We start from the raw sequence: 16003 nt of genomic DNA on the forward strand, positions 1-16003 counted from the left end.
TGTCATCATTTGGGTTTAATATTTGTTTTGAAATTAAAAAGTCAGCTCAGGATAAGCTGACTTTTGATGCTTCAATCATTTAAAAGCGTTAGAAAATTAGAATTTTTTCTCGAGGCTAAACTGTAATGACGGAATACTTTGATTGGTTCTCGCCTGATATAAGCTGCCATCTGTTTGGTTGGTGAGGCGCTCTTTATAGTTGGTACTTAAAACGTTATTTAGATTAAGACTCGCTGCCCAACCATGTGTAAAGCGTTTGGTTGCACTTAAATCCAAACTAAAACGCTCATTGGTGGTGCGATCATAAGGTTGGCCGTCTAAAGCACGGGTAAATTCAGGTGTGTAACTGATGTTTACGCTGGTCGATAGTTGCCAAGGCTTGTAACTATAAGACATACCAGCACTGGCATTATAAGGTGCAACATCACTGACCAAACGTTCACTATGTTGTCCATCTTCAATCTTGGCACGAATCGTTGACACTTGCCCGTTGAGCATAAATGCATGTCCAGCTTCTGTTTGTTTGAGTGCGTAGCGTCCTGAGAATTCAACACCATAAGTGGTCGCTTGATCTTGGTTTTGTGGACGTTCTACATAACGTGAGCCTTCAAGTGCAATGACTTTTTCAATGTAGTCTTTAATTTCGCGATGATACGCTGTAACACTCACTCCACCACTCGCAGAGTCATAGGCGAGGGTCGATTCAGCAGCACGGATTTTTTCAGGCTTTAGGTTTGGATTACCACCACGATCGGGATTATTCAAGCTACCTGCATCACTATCTGTAGAGACAGTCACATTCGGAATCAGCCGATCGGTATTCGGGCTCTTAAAAGCTTGGCTCAAGTTGGTTTGAATTGACCATTGCTCAGTCAGGTCAAAGCGATAGGCCAAAACAGGACTTAAATGTTGATCTTGATAATCAACCAAGCCTGAACGATTCAGCCATTCCTGACGCGCACCTAAAGTCACCGTTTGACGATCTGTAAAACGCCAGCTACCTTCACCATAAACAGCATAGCGTTGTTCATCGAGGCTTTTGCTAACATTGCTATCGAGTTCGTTGCTGCGGGTATCAAAACCAAATTTAATTTGACGGTCTTTATCTAATTTACGAATGCCATCATAGGCAAGACCGTACTCATTTACTGTTTCATCGGTATAAATTGTATTTTGTGGCGAGCGCGTGAGCTGGGTTTCCGTTTGACGTTCGATAGATAGGCGGATTTTATCACTCAGGTCTTTGTCTTTACGCTCATAACGCGTATTTAAGCGAATACTATCGTTCTTATCATCTTGAGTTTGATTGGTTGAATAACCATCCATTTTGATATTGCGATAGAACAATTCTGCAATCAACTTTTGTTGATCATCGAGATCGTATTGCAAACGAGGGGAGAACATCTGCATGGTGCGGTTTACGGTACGAAGTTGTTCGCGTGTTCCTGTTGCGGTTTCAGTTTTGGTAATCGAAGTATTATCCATCCACATTTGATTGGCTGAAACGCTATATGACCACTGGTTTTCACGACCATCTGCTTGAATGTTGATTTGCTTGCGTTCAGATTGTTGTTCACCACTATCACGTAAGCCATAGCCAAGTTTCACTGAGCCATTTAAACGGGTATCCAGAGGTTCTTTTAAAATAATATTGATCACCGCTGATGATGCAACAGAAGCTTGAGCAACACTCGGTTGTTTGACCACTTCAATACGTTCAATCATTTCAGGGCTAATGGTGTCAATGACTGACATACCACCACGAGGACCACCTTGAACAGGTTCACCATTAACTAAAAAGGTTGGTGCACCGCCACCACGAAAACGCATGCCCGAAGCACCACCGCCACCACGTGGACCTTGACCAAAACTTGGAATCTGAAAGCCAGCAGCGCGTCGTAAAGCATCCATCACAGACTGATCGCCATATTGCAGCATTTCTTCTTGGGTAATGATGGTTTTAGGGACAGCACTAATATCATCATCTTTTGCTTTTTGGGGTTCGGCTGAAGCCTTGAATGAAAGGGTAGGTAAAACTTGAGGACTTGATTCGGATGCTGCGGGTGCAGAAGTCTCGGTAGTTGGCTCAGCTGCAAACATTGAAGCACTTATACTGAGTAATGCTGAGCTAAGCACACTGAGTTTTCCACAATAAACAGCATATTTCATTCTAGAGCCCCAAAAAACGATCAAATTATTTTCTGTGTAGCCTAATGTACAATTGTGTAGAAAAATGGAATTTAGTGCCGATAACTCAAAGATTTAAAAATATTTTTATCATCAATAAGCTTGATAGGGAAAATAGCCAAAATTCTATATGAGCAATAAGTAAACTTAAAATTCAAAAAATAGTGCAAAAGTAGGTGAAAATGAGAATGATTTTTATTAAAATTGTAGCGTTTTTTTATTTTTAATATTTTTTTAATTTTTGTCTGAGTTTTTTGAGAAATTTTATGAGTTCTTTACCTTCAAATATGCATCACAAGCCTATTTTTAAAGTTAGCTTGTTAACCATGATGCTATTGCAAGCACAGTATGCATTTGCCAATGAGACAGCTGCACCAACGGCAGTGATGCCAACCATTAAAATTGAAGCGATGAGCGAGCTTGATCCGATCAAAAGTTATATTGATTATGATCAGGCAAGTGTTACGCGTAATGGTCTTAAGAAAAAAGATATTCCACAGACTGTCGATACCATTGATGTGCAAAAATATAAAATCTATGGGGCAAATGATCTGAGTGTCATGTTACAAGGCACGCCAGGTGTATCCACAAATTACGATACACGTGGTGATGGAATTTCACTTCGTGGTTTTAAAGCGGATGAAGGGGATATCTATCGTGATGGTGTTCGTGAAAGTGGGCAATTACGTCGTAGTACTGCAAATGTAGAACGTATTGAGATTTTAAAAGGACCTGCTTCTGTACTCTACGGGCGAGGTGCTGGCGGTGGTGTGATCAATATGGTTACCAAATTCGCCAATTTTGACTCTAAAAGTTCAGTTGGAGTCTATGCTGGTTCATATGAAAACATCGGGGGGACCTTAGATTTTAATCAGGTTCTAACAGATAATTGGGCTATTCGTCTAACTGGTGAAAAAGCTGATACCAATAGCTTTCGCTCAGGTATTGGTTCACAAATTGAAATGATTTCTCCAAGTGTGACCTATCGTAGTGATGATGAGAAGTTACTTTGGACGACGCAATATACCTATGACAGATTAGATCGTACACCTGATCGTGGTCCGTCATATGAAAATTTACCAAAGGGTGTTTCTATTAAAAATGCTTTTGCGCGTAGCTCTGATTTTATTGAAGATGAATTACAAACAATTCGTACTGATGTGAAATACGAGTTTGCACCAGATTGGAAATTCCATTGGGCTGCGAGTTATCGCCAAGCATATCAAAACTTTGATAATTTCTTTGGTGGAACCTATTGCGATAATAATTTGACTTTAGAAAGTAAGCCTGCGAAATGTGATTGGAATGGCTACCTCCGTCAAAGCTATGCTTGGCAAGAGACCATGAATAAAACTGTAATGAATACTTTTGATATTACTGGTAAATTCAAAACGGGGTCATTTGAACATAACATCATGGTAGGCAGTGATTGGACGCATGAAGATAGAGATCCAAAATTGGGGAACTATTCGAGCGGTCAATATGCAGGTAAATATTACGGATATATTAACCCGTACAACCCTAATGATAATTATGCTTCTCCGTTATTCAGTCAGACGGTTGGTCGGACACCAATGACGTCTTATAGTCAACATAATGCAGAAAATAAAGCTATTTTTATTCAAGACTTAGTAAGTTTAACTCCAACCATTAAAATGATGCTTGGAGCACGTTACGATCAATTTGAGTTTAAAACACATAATATGATGACCGATAAGAAGCAGTCATATGATGGTGAAACGTTTAGCCCGAATATGGGATTTGTGTGGCAGCCTATTGAGAGCCAAAGTTTTTATGCCTCTTATAGCAAGAGCTTTGCGCCATATGGTGGCCGAGGAATGATTAGTATTGATCCAACTCAAAGCCCTGGTGTTTACGATGCTGAACCACAATACAATGAACAGTATGAAATTGGGGTTAAAAGTGATTGGTTGAATGATAGATTAAATACTCAATTCTCAATTTATGATATTACAAAAAACAATATTCGTTATCGTCCTGATGAAGTTAAGCATCCTGAACAATGGGCCGTTGGTCAACAACAGCGTTCAAAAGGGTTAGAGTTTAGCTTTATTGGCCGAGTGATGGATAATTTATTTGTTCGTGGTGGCTATGGTTATACGGATGCTAAATGGAATAAGGACGTTCGTAGCAATGTTCCTGAAGCATCTCGTTTGAAAGACAATCAGTTGGCAAAGGTATCTGAGAATACGGGTAATCTATTTGTTCGTTATTTACCAACTGAAAAAGTTTATGGAGAGCTTGGTGCAACATATGTTGGATCTTTCTATACAAATGATGCGAACACAGCGAAAATTGAAGGTTGGACACGTTTAGATGCCGCTATTGGTTATAAAGATGAACGTTGGGGAGCAACAGTTGCTGTAAACAACATCACCGATAAAGAATACTGGAGAGATCCGTCTATGCCAGGTACACCACGCAACTTCTTGGTGCGTTTGAACTATCAGTTCTAATCCCAAAAAAACATCAATGTAAAGATGAGCACTTTTGCTAAGGCAAAAGTGCTTTTTGTTTTTTACATTATGAAAATGAACAAATTTTTAATTTTAAAGATATAGTTTTAATCTATCTTATTGAATTATATAAAATGGCATTGCTAAAAAAACTGGAATATTCTAATATTTGATTGAGTGAAAATTAAGCAAAAACTTATTAGAATAACTGTATAATTGTGATGTGGTTATCATTTGTGATTTTAATATGCGTTTTTGTTCTCCTTTTCAGTCTTTTTTGTTAGCATTAAAGAAAACTTTATAATAGAGATAATAATAATGAAGATTAAAATTGCGATCGCTTTGGTTTTCTCTGTATTTATTTTGGGTTATGTCGCCTATGTAGATGCCCAAACTAAGAAACGCCAAGAGCTCATGAAAATTGTTCAAGATGCCGAAAACAGCTTGAATACGATACAGCATAACCAACATACGCATTTATCCTCTTATCAGCGTAATCAGTAGTTTTGTGTGGTGCTAAAAGGTCATTGCTGATTCAATCGTCTGAGATTGATCGTGAAATACGCTTTTTTTGTATTGTGATACTCAAGTTTTGAGTAGAATCTGTTAAAATATTTACCATTAAATAAAAAGCTGCATCTTGATATGCGGCTTTTTACGTTTTGATATCGGAATCGAATTTATACATATCTTCTGTGTAACAGGTGCAAAGCTGGCATATAGATTGCTTTTAGCCTTGTATACATTTTTGTGTACATTCAAAAAAGATTGCAAACACAAACGTATAGATTTCACATTCTACGATCTTAGATTTCAACAGGTGCTATGTTATGACAACGCCTAATGCTTCGGCTGGTTTGTTGGAACGCTTATTTAAGTTGAGCGAAAACAAAACCAACTTTAGAACGGAAGTTCTAGCAGGTGTAACTACATTCTTGACGATGTGTTACATCATCATTGTAAACCCACTCATTCTTTCTGAAACTGGCATGGATCATGGTGCCGTGTTTGTTGCGACCTGTTTGGCTGCGGCAATTGGGTGTTTGGTCATGGGGATTATTGCGAACTACCCAATCGCACTGGCACCTGGTATGGGCTTAAATGCTTATTTTACCTATTCCGTTTGTTTAGGCATGGGCGTGCCTTGGCAAACTGCTCTAGCCGCAGTTTTTGTGTCAGGTTTGGTATTCCTTGCGATTAGCTTCTTTAAAATTCGTGAAGCGATTGTCAATGCGATTCCAATGTCACTGAAATTCGCAATTGGTGGCGGTATTGGTTTATTCCTAGCCCTAATTGCACTGAAAAATGCAGGCATTATTGTTGATAATCCAGCGACTTTGGTGGGTCTAGGCGATATCAAGCAACCAACGGTATTGTTGGCACTGTTCGGCTTTTTAATGATTGTGGTTTTGCATCAGTTTAAAGTACGTGGTGCGATCATTCTCAGTATTTTAGTTGTAACTGCAATTGCAACCGCAATGGGCTTAAATGAGTTTAAGGGCGTTGTTGGTCAAGTTCCTTCTCTAGCACCTACCTTTATGCAAATGGACTTTGAAGGTCTATTTACCGCTAGTATGGTTGGGGTCATTTTTGTCTTCTTTATTGTCGATTTATTTGACAGTACAGGTACGCTGGTGGGGGTGTCGCATCGTGCAGGTTTACTTCAAGATGGTAAATTGCCACGTTTGAAAAAAGCATTATTTGCAGATTCAACAGCAATTGTCGCGGGCGCTGCTTTAGGTACATCGTCTACAACGCCTTATATTGAGTCAGCTTCTGGTGTTGCGGCTGGTGGGCGTACGGGTTTAACTGCGGTTGTTGTTGCATTCCTATTCATTGGTTGCTTGTTTTTGGCACCATTGGCTCAATCTGTTCCAGGTTTCGCGACAGCACCTGCATTGTTATTCATTGGTGTGTTGATGATCCAAGGGATCACACATATCGATTGGGATGACATTACAGAAGCCGTTCCTGCATTTTTAACCATCGTGTTTATGCCATTTACCTATTCAATTGCAGATGGTATCGCGATGGGCTTTATCAGCTATGCATTGGTTAAATTACTGACAGGAAAAGCAAAGACAGTTCCTTATATGGTCTGGATTATTGCGGCACTGTGGGTATTCAAGTTTGTTGCATTTGGCGGCTAAGCTAATTCTTTTATCATTTTCTTCTTGAGCTGTATGTGTTTGCAGCTCATTGTGAAGAGAGCCTAAAAGGGCGTTATTTCGATAACACCCTTTTTTCTTTAGACGTGGAGTTAATATGAATCAAATCGAGCTGATTCGTGCTTTACCCAAAGCCGAATTGCATGTGCATATTGAAGGGACTTTTGAACCAGAACTGATGTTTGCTATTGCACAGCGTAATCAGATTCAGATTCCTTATCAATCGGTTGAAGAAGTGAAGCAAGCCTATAACTTTCATAATCTTCAATCTTTTTTAGATATTTATTATGCAGGCGCAAATGTGCTTGTGCTTGAACAAGATTTCTATGATCTTGCTTGGGCATATTTTGAAAAGTGTGCTGAAGATCGTGTGGTACATACCGAAATGTTCTTCGATCCACAAACGCATACTGAACGTGGGGTTGAATTTGCAACCGTGCTTGCTGGTTTAAAACGTGCTTGTAAAGATGCACAAGAAAAGTTGGGAATTAGTTCTCAGTTGATTATGTGTTTCTTGCGCCATTTAAGCGAAGAGAAAGCATTTGAAACGCTTGAACAAGCATTGCCATTCAAAGATGACATTATTGCGATTGGTTTAGACTCAAGTGAAGTTGGGCATCCTCCAGCGAAATTTGAGCGTGTATTTACTAAAGCCCGTGAAGCTGGTTTCTTGATCGTGGCACATGCGGGTGAAGAAGGTCCACCAGAGTATATCTGGGAAGCTTTAGACTTGTTAAAAGTAAACCGTATTGATCATGGTGTGCGTTCTGAAGAAGATGAAAGCTTAATGGCGCGCTTAATCGCTGAGAAAATGCCTTTAACAGTTTGTCCTTTAAGTAACTTAAAGCTTTGTGTTGTAAAAGACATGGCTGAGCACAACATTCGCCGTTTGTTGCAACAGGGCGTACATGTCACTGTGAACTCAGATGATCCTTCATATTTCGGTGGTTATATGAATGATAACTTCGTTGCAATTCAGCAAGCGTTGGATTTAAGCAATGATGAATTAAAGCAACTGGCAATTAATTCTTTTGAAGCTTCATTCATTTCGGATGAAGAAAAGCAAAAGTGGATTGCAGAAGTGAAAAAGATCTAAATTAAAAAAACCGCGTAAAGCGGTTTTTTTATGTCTTAAGGTTTATTTAGGCTGGCGTAACATACTGAGTAAGACATTATCTTTGTCAATCAGGTGATGTTTGATGGCAGCCAAAGCATGCCCTGCAACGAGGAGGCCTGCAAACCATGACAAGTAAATATGTAAAGGTTTAACGATAGCCAATAACTCAGGATTATCTTGTACTAAACGTGGAATTTCAAATAAGTATAAAACAGGAGCAGGATGTCCAGCACTCCAGCTAAATAGACAGCCTGTGATCGGTAGTGCTAGCAGCATGAGGTAGAGGAATAAATGCCCGACATGTGCCAACATTTTCATTGTTGGTGACATGGTATTTGGTAATTCAGGTGCAGGGTGGGTGTAGCGCCAAAAAATACGGATAACGACTAAGAAGATAATGGTGGTTGCTATATTTTTATGTAGGGTAATGACTGTTCCTTTGAAACTCCCATCGGCATCGTAGCTGAGAAAATTGCCACTATAAAAACCGATAAGCCAAGCAATGATAAAAATAGCAGCCATGAGCCAATGTAAAACTTGCGCAGTGCGTGTGTAATATTGTGCTGAGGTTGACATCGCAACATCCTAGCTGTGATATGAGTTCTTTGATTTTAGATAGCACTTTTTCCTGCTCATACAGTGTAAATGTAACGGAGCGTTTTACGAGTGGAACGTTGTAGTGCTTATAAATCATTTATCATTGTTATATTATGTAAAGATAGCACAGGGTCATATCATAAAACGTGTCATTTAGGCACAATACGCCTGCAAAATTTAGATACGGAATAGAAATCATGAAAAAGTTGGTACTTATTGTTGCTCCTGTTGTTTTAGCTTTAACAGGCTGTGTTACTCCAGATGGAAATAACTCAGTGGGTACAACTTCACAGCAGTTAGGTATGGCTGCGTTAAAAGTTGCTGTAAATGCCAAATGTATTAATGAGATTAATACACTACCAGCATGGAAAACTGCGACACGCGTAATGACCGCAGAACAGCGTGAAAATATTCAAACTGAAGTGTGTGGCTGTGTCAGTGAAAAAGCGCCAAACAGCGTAACCGCAGTTGAATTAGCGACTGCAGCGATCGATCCGACAGCGCGTGCGACGATTGTAACTCAAGTGGTTTCTCAAACTGTAAATGCTTGTGTGGCTGAAACTTTCAAGAAAGTAGGTTAATAAGATAAGGCAGAGTCATCGGCCTTTAGAGATTTTTTTATGAGAGTTGCAGGTGTAGATGAGGCAGGGCGAGGACCATTGGTGGGTTCCGTTGTTGCTGCCGCAGTCATTTTAGATCCGAATAACCCGATTGAGGGTTTAAATGATTCTAAAAAGTTAACCGAAAAAAAACGGGAAAAGCTGTTCTTGGAGATTCAAGAAAAAGCTTTAGCTTGGTCAATTGCTGAAGCAACCCATGCTGAAATTGATGAATTTAATATTTTACAAGCAACATTTCTTGCAATGCGTCGTGCAGTAGAAGGGTTGGCAACTTCTCCAGCAAAAGTAATCGTGGATGGTAATCAGATTCCTAAAGGGATTACGATTCCATGTGAAGCGATTGTGGGTGGGGATGCTAGCCATGCAGAAATTAGTGCGGCCAGTATTTTGGCTAAGGTGACGCGTGACCGTCAAATGCATGAGTTAGATCAGCAATATCCTGATTATGGCTTTGCCAAACACAAAGGTTATCCAACTAAAGCACATTTTGAAGCGATTGCGGCTCATGGTGTCATTGACCAACACCGCCGTAGTTATGCACCTGTCAAGAAGGCATTAGGGCTGTAAAAACAATTAAAGCGACTAATTTTAGTCGCTTTAATCATTCGAGAAGAATGCGGCATATTAACGATTGAAGTTATTATGTTGAGAAAAATCATTATTCTCTTCTTCATAAGAATGTTGGTAATCTTGATCAAGATGTTGCAGATGCTCATGCATGGCACGTTCATGTTGGATACGTTGGTAAATTTCCTCACGATGCACAGAAACTTCTTTTGGGGCATTTACACCAATACGCACCTGATTGCCTTTTACGCCAAGCACAGTAACACTGACTTGATCCCCAATCATTAATGTTTCTCCGACACGACGGGTCAGAATCAGCATGTTTATCTCCTTGCTAGACGCTTAAACTTGCGACAGGGAATTCATTGTTTGAAAGCACAGCCTAATATACAGAAAACTCTAACAGAAATATGTAAAAAACATTTTTTTTCGTAAGTTCTGTGAGAGTCTTTTTAAAAACCTCAAGGCTAATATAACAGAGCCACTATAAGAAAAACTATAGTGGCTCTGTTTTTTTTCTTATTTACTTGCGAGTAAATATGTTTAAGCAGCTATTAATTAAGCGCGTGCACTGCTTTCGCCGTGTTCACGATCTAGGCCAAAAGCTGTATGTAAACAACGAACTGCTAACTCTAAATAGTTTTCTTCGATGATCACAGAAACTTTGATTTCTGATGTAGAAATCATGAGAATATTAATGCTTTCTTCAGCTAATGCAGTGAACATTTTGCTCGCTACACCTGCATGAGAGCGCATACCAACACCAACGATAGACACTTTTACGATGTCATCACGTGTCACAACTTCACAACCATCAATGCTGTTTGCAGTTTGTTCTAAAATCGCTTTTGCTTTTGCCAAGTCATTACGATTTACAGTAAAAGTAAAATCGGTGGTGCCGTCTTCTTCAACATTTTGGATAATCATATCCACTTCGATGTTGGCATTACTGATCGGAGACAAGATTTTAGAGGCGATACCTGGCTCGTCAGGAACACCTAAAATAGTGAGTTTTGCTTCGTCACGGTTAAATGCAATACCTGCGATGATTGGTTGTTCCATATCGTCTTCCGCCTCAGTCGTAATTAGTGTGCCTACGTTTTGTTTGAAATCTTCATCAAATGCGCCATCATTATCGTTATCAAAGCTTGATAATACACGTAATGGCACTTGATATTTGCCTGCGAATTCAACAGAGCGAATTTGTAAAACTTTCGAACCTAAAGATGCCATTTCTAGCATTTCTTCAAAAGAAATACGGTCAACTTTCTTCGCTTTAGGCGCTACACGAGGGTCAGTGGTATAAACACCGTCTACATCGGTATAAATTTGGCATTCATCGGCTTTTAGTGCTGCTGCAAGTGCAACGCCTGAAGTGTCAGAACCACCACGACCTAGAGTGGTGATATTGCCATTGGCATCATAACCTTGGAAACCAGCGACAACGATGACACGGCCAGCATCTAAATCAGCGGTCATTACATCAGTATCAATTGATTCAATACGTGCTTTGGTAAACGCACTGTCAGTTTTAATACCAACTTGACGACCTGTATATGATTTAGCTTCTACACCAATTGAATTTAGTGCCATAGCTAACATGGAAATCGTTACTTGTTCACCCGTTGACACCATTTGATCTAATTCACGTGGGTCAGGGGTGCTGGTAATGGCTTTGGCAAGCGCAAGTAAGCGGTTAGTTTCACCACTCATTGCTGATACAACCACGACCACCTTGTGACCATGATCATGCCAACGCTTGACACGATGAGCAACATTTAAAATGCGCTCAGGAGTACCCATAGAGGTACCGCCATATTTTTGAACGATTAATGCCATAGTTGTTCCATATAAGCCATGACCCTGAGAGGCATCAGGGTCAGTTACACAAAAGTGAAGTCTTTATTACTGCTCAAGCCAAGCAGGTAATGCTGCAATGACTTGATCAAACTTCTCGTTAAGTGGCGCGCCACCTTGTGCTAAGTCAGGTTTACCACCACCTTTACCACCAAGCTCTTGAGCTAAGTGTTTGATGATGTCACCTGCTTTTAGAGTTGCAGCGTATTGTTTAGCGACGGAAGCGATTAAACTCACTTTATCACCTTCAACACCAGCTAAAATAATGACTGCATCTTCTAATTTTGATTTTACGCTGTCATGAAGATTGCGTAATGATTTGGCATCTAAACCTTTTACCGATGTGATAAGCGTTTGACGACCTGCAATTTCTTTCACTTGATCTAAAAGTTCAGCCGCTTGGAAGCTGGCTAATTTTTGATTCAATTGTTCGATTTGCTTTTGTAGGCTAGAAGCAGTTTCAACAATTGCTTCAACTTTCTCTACAGTTTGGTCTTTTTGCGCTTTCAACAAACCGTTAATGATTTGGATATCTGTTTCTGCTTTTTGAACTACTTCAAGCGCCTTGCTGCCAGTCACGGCTTCAATACGACGAACGCCCGCAGCAACACCACCTTCAGAAGTGATTTTAAATAGACCAATATCACCTGTACGCTTAACGTGAATACCGCCACAAAGTTCGATAGAGAAGTTTTTCTCTTCAATAATAGAACCCATAGACAGTACGCGAACTTCTTCGCCATACTTCTCACCGAACAGCATCATTGCGCCTTTGGCTTTCGCTGATTCAATATCAAGTAATTCAGTTGTTACAGGGCTATTGGCAATGACTTCAGCATTGACTAAACGTTCAATCTGTTGCAATTGTTCAAATGACACAGGTTGGTCATTGGCAAAGTCAAAACGTAAAATATCGCTCGCAACCAAAGAACCTTTTTGCTGTACATGCTCACCAAGAATTTGACGTAAAGCAGCATGTAGAAGGTGAGTAGCAGAGTGGTTACGTGCTGTTGCTGCACGAATGTCTGCTTTAACTGTTGCTTCAACATTCTGAGCTGCTTTTAGGCTACCCATGGTCACGATACCTTGGTGGACAAAAGCACCGCCAGATTTTTTAGTATCTTGTACCTCGAAGATACCTGTATCGTTTTTGAAGATACCTGTATCACCGATTTGACCACCGCTTTCTGCATAGAAAGGGGTTTGGTTCAATACGATAAGCGCTTCGTCACCTTCATTGATTTCATCAACTTGCACGCCATCTTTATAGATTGCAACAATTTGACCTTGACCTTGAGTTGCATCATAACCGTCAAATTGGGTTTCGCCTTCAACTTTCACAATGCTGTTGTAGTCAACTGCGAATTTACCTGCATCACGTGCGCGTTGGCGTTGTGCTGCCATTTCAACTTCGAAGCCAGCTTCGTCAATCGTGAGATCACGTTCACGTGCGATATCAGCAGTTAAATCTGTTGGGAAGCCGTAAGTATCGTAAAGTTTAAATACGGTTTCACCAGCAATCACATTGCCTTTCAGTTGTGCTAATTCACCTTCTAACAACTTCAAGCCTTGCTCAAGTGTTTTAGCGAATTGCTCTTCTTCTTTAAGCAGTTGTGCTTCGATGCGTGCTTGTTGAGCTGCAAGTTCAGGATATGCTTCACCCATGACTTCAATCAGTGGTTGTAACATCTTATAGAAGAATGAACCTGTTGCACCTAACTTGTTACCATGACGTACGGCACGACGAATGATACGACGTAACACATAACCACGACCTTCATTTGAAGGATTTACACCGTCAGCAATCAAGAATGAACATGAACGTGCATGGTCAGCAATGACTTTTAATGATGCTGGATATTCAACTGGTTTATTTTGTGCTTTCGCTTCAGCTTCAATTGCAGTGGTATCTAAACCAATGATTTCAGCGGCTGCTTTTAATAAGTGCTGGAACAAGTCAATTTCATAGTTTGAATTAACGTGTTGTAAAACAGCAGAGATACGTTCCAAGCCCATACCTGTATCAACAGAAGGCGCTGGAAGAGGGTGCATAACACCATCCGCAGTACGGTTGAACTGCATGAAAACGTTGTTCCAGATTTCGATGAAACGGTCGCCATCTTCTTCTGGTGTACCTGGCAAACCGCCCCAAATGTGGTCACCGTGGTCAAAGAAAATTTCAGAACATGGACCACATGGACCTGTATCACCCATTGCCCAGAAGTTATCTGATGCGTATTTTCCGCCTTTGTTATCACCGATACGGATAATACGATCCGCGTCTAAGCCGATCTCTTTATTCCAGATCTCAAACGCTTCATCATCAGTATGATAAACCGTCGCATATAAACGATCTTTCGGAAGGGCTAACCATTGTTCGCTAGTTAAGAAATCCCAAGCAAATTTCAAAGCATCACGTTTGAAATAATCACCAAAAGAGAAGTTGCCTAACATTTCAAAGAAAGTGTGGTGGCGCGCGGTATAACCGACGTTATCGAGATCGTTGTGTTTACCACCAGCACGAACACATTTTTGTGATGAAACAGCACGGACGTAGTCGCGCTTTTCTAAACCTAAGAAACAATCTTTAAACTGGTTCATACCAGCATTGGTAAACAGCAAAGTTGGGTCGTTGGCAGGAACGAGAGAACTCGAAGCAACACGTGTATGGCCTTGCGATTCGAAATAACGCAAAAAGGCTTCACGGATTTCAGCTGATGTCATAAAGCGAGTACTCACAACCAAGACACTCCATAATTTTGAATTTGGCTATATGCAACAAAGTCCGTTGTTTTTGATGTTCTACAATCGAACCCATTGCGTGGCATAGATTTTAAAGGTGCTAAATTATAACGGAAAATACGCCCCTCACCAACGATTTTACAAGCAATATCATATAAAACTGTGTTTAAGCTAAAAATCTATATTCAACGATGCGCCTGATGTTTTACCATATAGCATAGAAAAGATGATGTTTTTATGAATAAGGACCCTACATGCAACGTATCGCTATCAATGGATTTGGTCGAATTGGTCGAAATGTATTACGTGCATGGTTTGAAAGTCCAAAACAGTTTCAGTTTGAAATCGTTGCCATCAATGACATCGCAGATGTGCAAACTTTGGTGCATTTGTTTAAGTACGATACGACACATGGTCGATTTGCTGGAAAAGTTGAAATTCAGATTGAAAGTGAACATATTTTTCTCAATATACAGTCTAATCAGCGTCAGTTAAAACTGCAGGTCTTTAAACAGGCTCAGCCTGAATTGCTACCTTGGGCAGATTTAAAAATAGATGTGGTATTGGAATGTACAGGTCTATTCCGTTCACGAGCCGATGCAACTCGACATGTTGAGGCAGGTGCGAAGCGTGTGATTATTGGTGCTGCACCTTTTGATTCCGTGGATGCTGCCATTGTCTATGGTGTTAATCACAATGACGTAAAAGCCGCAGATCAAATCATTTCTAGTGTGTCATGTACCACGCAGGCTCTCGTACCGTTGGTTAAAATTATTGATGATGCTTTTGGTATTGATACTGCATTAATGACGGAAATCCATGCGGTTACAGCAGATCAATCGGTTTTGGATCATGCGCATCGGGATTTACGTCGTGCACGTGCATCAGGTCAAAATATTATTCCAACCACATCGAGTGCCTTGGGTGCGTTAAAACAAGTCATGCCAAAAATGGAAGATCGTATTGATGGTTATTCGATTCGCGTACCAACCATAAATGTTGCAGCAATTGATCTTACTTTTGTCTCGCATTCACCAATTACTGTACATAAAGTCAATGAAGTATTAACGAAGGCAGCTCAGTACGATTATGCGCAAATCATGCAAGTGACAGATGAAGACCTTGTTTCAAGTGACTTTAATCATTCACCTTATTCGCTCATTGTAGATTTAACTCAAACCATGGTAGTGGGGCATCAAGCAAAAGTTTTTGCGTGGTATGATAATGAATGGGGATATGCAAATCGTTTACTGGATTTGTGCGAATCTTTTTGTGATTAATTTTTTAATAAAATATAAAAAATAATTTGGAGCAGCGAATGACATTGATAGTGATTTGGGGTTTTCTCATCGTTTTATTGGTGGCGGTTGTTTTTTTATTCTGGTTTCAGTTTAAAAATGTAGACGTACAAAACCAAGATGTTCAAGTTTTGCAACTTGAAGAAAAAGTTGTGCATCTAGAATTACATCTGAAAAAGAGTTTAGAAATCATGCAAGATCTTGCCAAGAAGATGCATGTACAACAAGAAGTTTTGGATCGGACTGTGGCAAATATCGCTGCTTTAGAAAAGCAAAATGTTGAAATGGTAAATTTGCTAGAAGTTGTAGTAAAGGGCGGAAAAGGAACTTAATAAATATTAAGTTAATTTCTGAGAATCTTTTATAAAAAATC

General features: G+C 40.0%; 12 protein-coding genes and 1 pseudogene. 8 read left to right on the forward strand and 5 right to left on the reverse strand.

Annotated elements, in window-relative coordinates:
- Positions 1–96: 96 nt before the first annotated feature.
- Positions 97–2169, reverse strand: a complete 2073-nt coding sequence (locus F3J02_RS06955) for a TonB-dependent receptor plug domain-containing protein (RefSeq protein WP_167248305.1) — start codon at positions 2167–2169, stop codon at positions 97–99.
- 284 nt (positions 2170–2453) lie between these two features.
- Between F3J02_RS06955 and F3J02_RS06960 the strand changes: the two genes are divergently transcribed.
- The 4 genes from F3J02_RS06960 to F3J02_RS06975 all read left to right on the forward strand — a co-directional run bounded on the left by F3J02_RS06960 (position 2454) and on the right by F3J02_RS06975 (position 7928).
- On the forward strand, positions 2454–4664 hold the full coding sequence (locus tag F3J02_RS06960; RefSeq protein ID WP_167248306.1) for a TonB-dependent receptor: 2211 nt from the start codon (positions 2454–2456) through the stop codon (positions 4662–4664).
- 318 nt (positions 4665–4982) lie between these two features.
- Positions 4983–5168, forward strand: coding sequence for a hypothetical protein (locus F3J02_RS06965; RefSeq protein ID WP_167248307.1), 186 nt, complete (start codon positions 4983–4985; stop codon positions 5166–5168).
- Between the two features lie 326 nt (positions 5169–5494).
- Positions 5495–6814, forward strand: coding sequence for an NCS2 family permease (locus tag F3J02_RS06970; RefSeq protein ID WP_004805960.1), 1320 nt, complete (start codon positions 5495–5497; stop codon positions 6812–6814).
- Between the two features lie 115 nt (positions 6815–6929).
- Entirely contained in the window at positions 6930–7928 is a 999-nt protein-coding gene (locus F3J02_RS06975) for an adenosine deaminase (protein WP_167248308.1), read from the forward strand.
- Between the two features lie 42 nt (positions 7929–7970).
- Here F3J02_RS06975 and F3J02_RS06980 read toward each other — a convergent pair whose 3' ends face one another.
- Complete coding sequence (locus tag F3J02_RS06980) at positions 7971–8525, reverse strand: cytochrome b (protein ID WP_167248309.1); 555 nt, start codon at positions 8523–8525, stop codon at positions 7971–7973.
- A 218-nt stretch (positions 8526–8743) separates the two neighbouring features.
- On the opposite strand from F3J02_RS06980, the gene F3J02_RS06985 reads away from it, so the two are divergent.
- Entirely contained in the window at positions 8744–9127 is a 384-nt protein-coding gene (locus tag F3J02_RS06985; RefSeq protein WP_167248310.1) for a hypothetical protein, read from the forward strand.
- A gap of 30 nt (positions 9128–9157) precedes the next feature.
- Positions 9158–9733, forward strand: a pseudogene (gene rnhB / locus F3J02_RS06990) (ribonuclease HII); the annotation flags it as partial.
- A 57-nt stretch (positions 9734–9790) separates the two neighbouring features.
- On the opposite strand, the gene csrA reads toward rnhB, so the two are convergent.
- The 3 genes from csrA to alaS form a co-directional block, all read right to left on the reverse strand.
- The gene (csrA, locus tag F3J02_RS06995; protein WP_004805969.1) at positions 9791–10054 is read right to left on the reverse strand and encodes a carbon storage regulator CsrA; all 264 of its coding nucleotides are present in this window, start codon (positions 10052–10054) and stop codon (positions 9791–9793) included.
- 237 nt (positions 10055–10291) lie between these two features.
- Positions 10292–11572: an aspartate kinase gene (locus tag F3J02_RS07000; protein WP_167248312.1), complete on the reverse strand. Its 1281-nt coding sequence runs from the start codon at positions 11570–11572 to the stop codon at positions 10292–10294.
- Positions 11573–11638: 66 nt separating this feature from the next.
- Positions 11639–14329, reverse strand: a complete 2691-nt coding sequence (alaS, locus tag F3J02_RS07005) for an alanine--tRNA ligase (protein WP_251111129.1) — start codon at positions 14327–14329, stop codon at positions 11639–11641.
- 257 nt (positions 14330–14586) lie between these two features.
- Here alaS and F3J02_RS07010 point away from each other — a divergent pair, with 257 nt between their 5' ends.
- On the forward strand, positions 14587–15612 hold the full coding sequence (locus F3J02_RS07010; protein WP_167248313.1) for a type I glyceraldehyde-3-phosphate dehydrogenase: 1026 nt from the start codon (positions 14587–14589) through the stop codon (positions 15610–15612).
- Between the two features lie 38 nt (positions 15613–15650).
- A complete protein-coding gene (locus tag F3J02_RS07015; protein ID WP_167248314.1) occupies positions 15651–15962 on the forward strand; it encodes a hypothetical protein in 312 nt (103 codons plus the stop codon).
- The last annotated feature ends 41 nt before the right edge of the window (positions 15963–16003 follow it).

It is taken from the genome of Acinetobacter sp. Tr-809 (assembly GCF_011753255.1).
Taxonomy (GTDB): Bacteria; Pseudomonadota; Gammaproteobacteria; order Pseudomonadales; family Moraxellaceae; genus Acinetobacter.

Coding starts and splice junctions, on each gene's coding strand:
- F3J02_RS06955 (WP_167248305.1), bottom strand. CDS start 2,169: ATGAAATATGCTGTTTATTGTGGAAAACTCAGTGTGCTTAGCTCAGCA.
- F3J02_RS06960 (WP_167248306.1), top strand. CDS start 2,454: ATGAGTTCTTTACCTTCAAATATGCATCACAAGCCTATTTTTAAAGTT.
- F3J02_RS06965 (WP_167248307.1), top strand. CDS start 4,983: ATGAAGATTAAAATTGCGATCGCTTTGGTTTTCTCTGTATTTATTTTG.
- F3J02_RS06970 (WP_004805960.1), top strand. CDS start 5,495: ATGACAACGCCTAATGCTTCGGCTGGTTTGTTGGAACGCTTATTTAAG.
- F3J02_RS06975 (WP_167248308.1), top strand. CDS start 6,930: ATGAATCAAATCGAGCTGATTCGTGCTTTACCCAAAGCCGAATTGCAT.
- F3J02_RS06980 (WP_167248309.1), bottom strand. CDS start 8,525: ATGTCAACCTCAGCACAATATTACACACGCACTGCGCAAGTTTTACAT.
- F3J02_RS06985 (WP_167248310.1), top strand. CDS start 8,744: ATGAAAAAGTTGGTACTTATTGTTGCTCCTGTTGTTTTAGCTTTAACA.
- csrA (WP_004805969.1), bottom strand. CDS start 10,054: ATGCTGATTCTGACCCGTCGTGTCGGAGAAACATTAATGATTGGGGAT.
- F3J02_RS07000 (WP_167248312.1), bottom strand. CDS start 11,572: ATGGCATTAATCGTTCAAAAATATGGCGGTACCTCTATGGGTACTCCT.
- F3J02_RS07010 (WP_167248313.1), top strand. CDS start 14,587: ATGCAACGTATCGCTATCAATGGATTTGGTCGAATTGGTCGAAATGTA.
- F3J02_RS07015 (WP_167248314.1), top strand. CDS start 15,651: ATGACATTGATAGTGATTTGGGGTTTTCTCATCGTTTTATTGGTGGCG.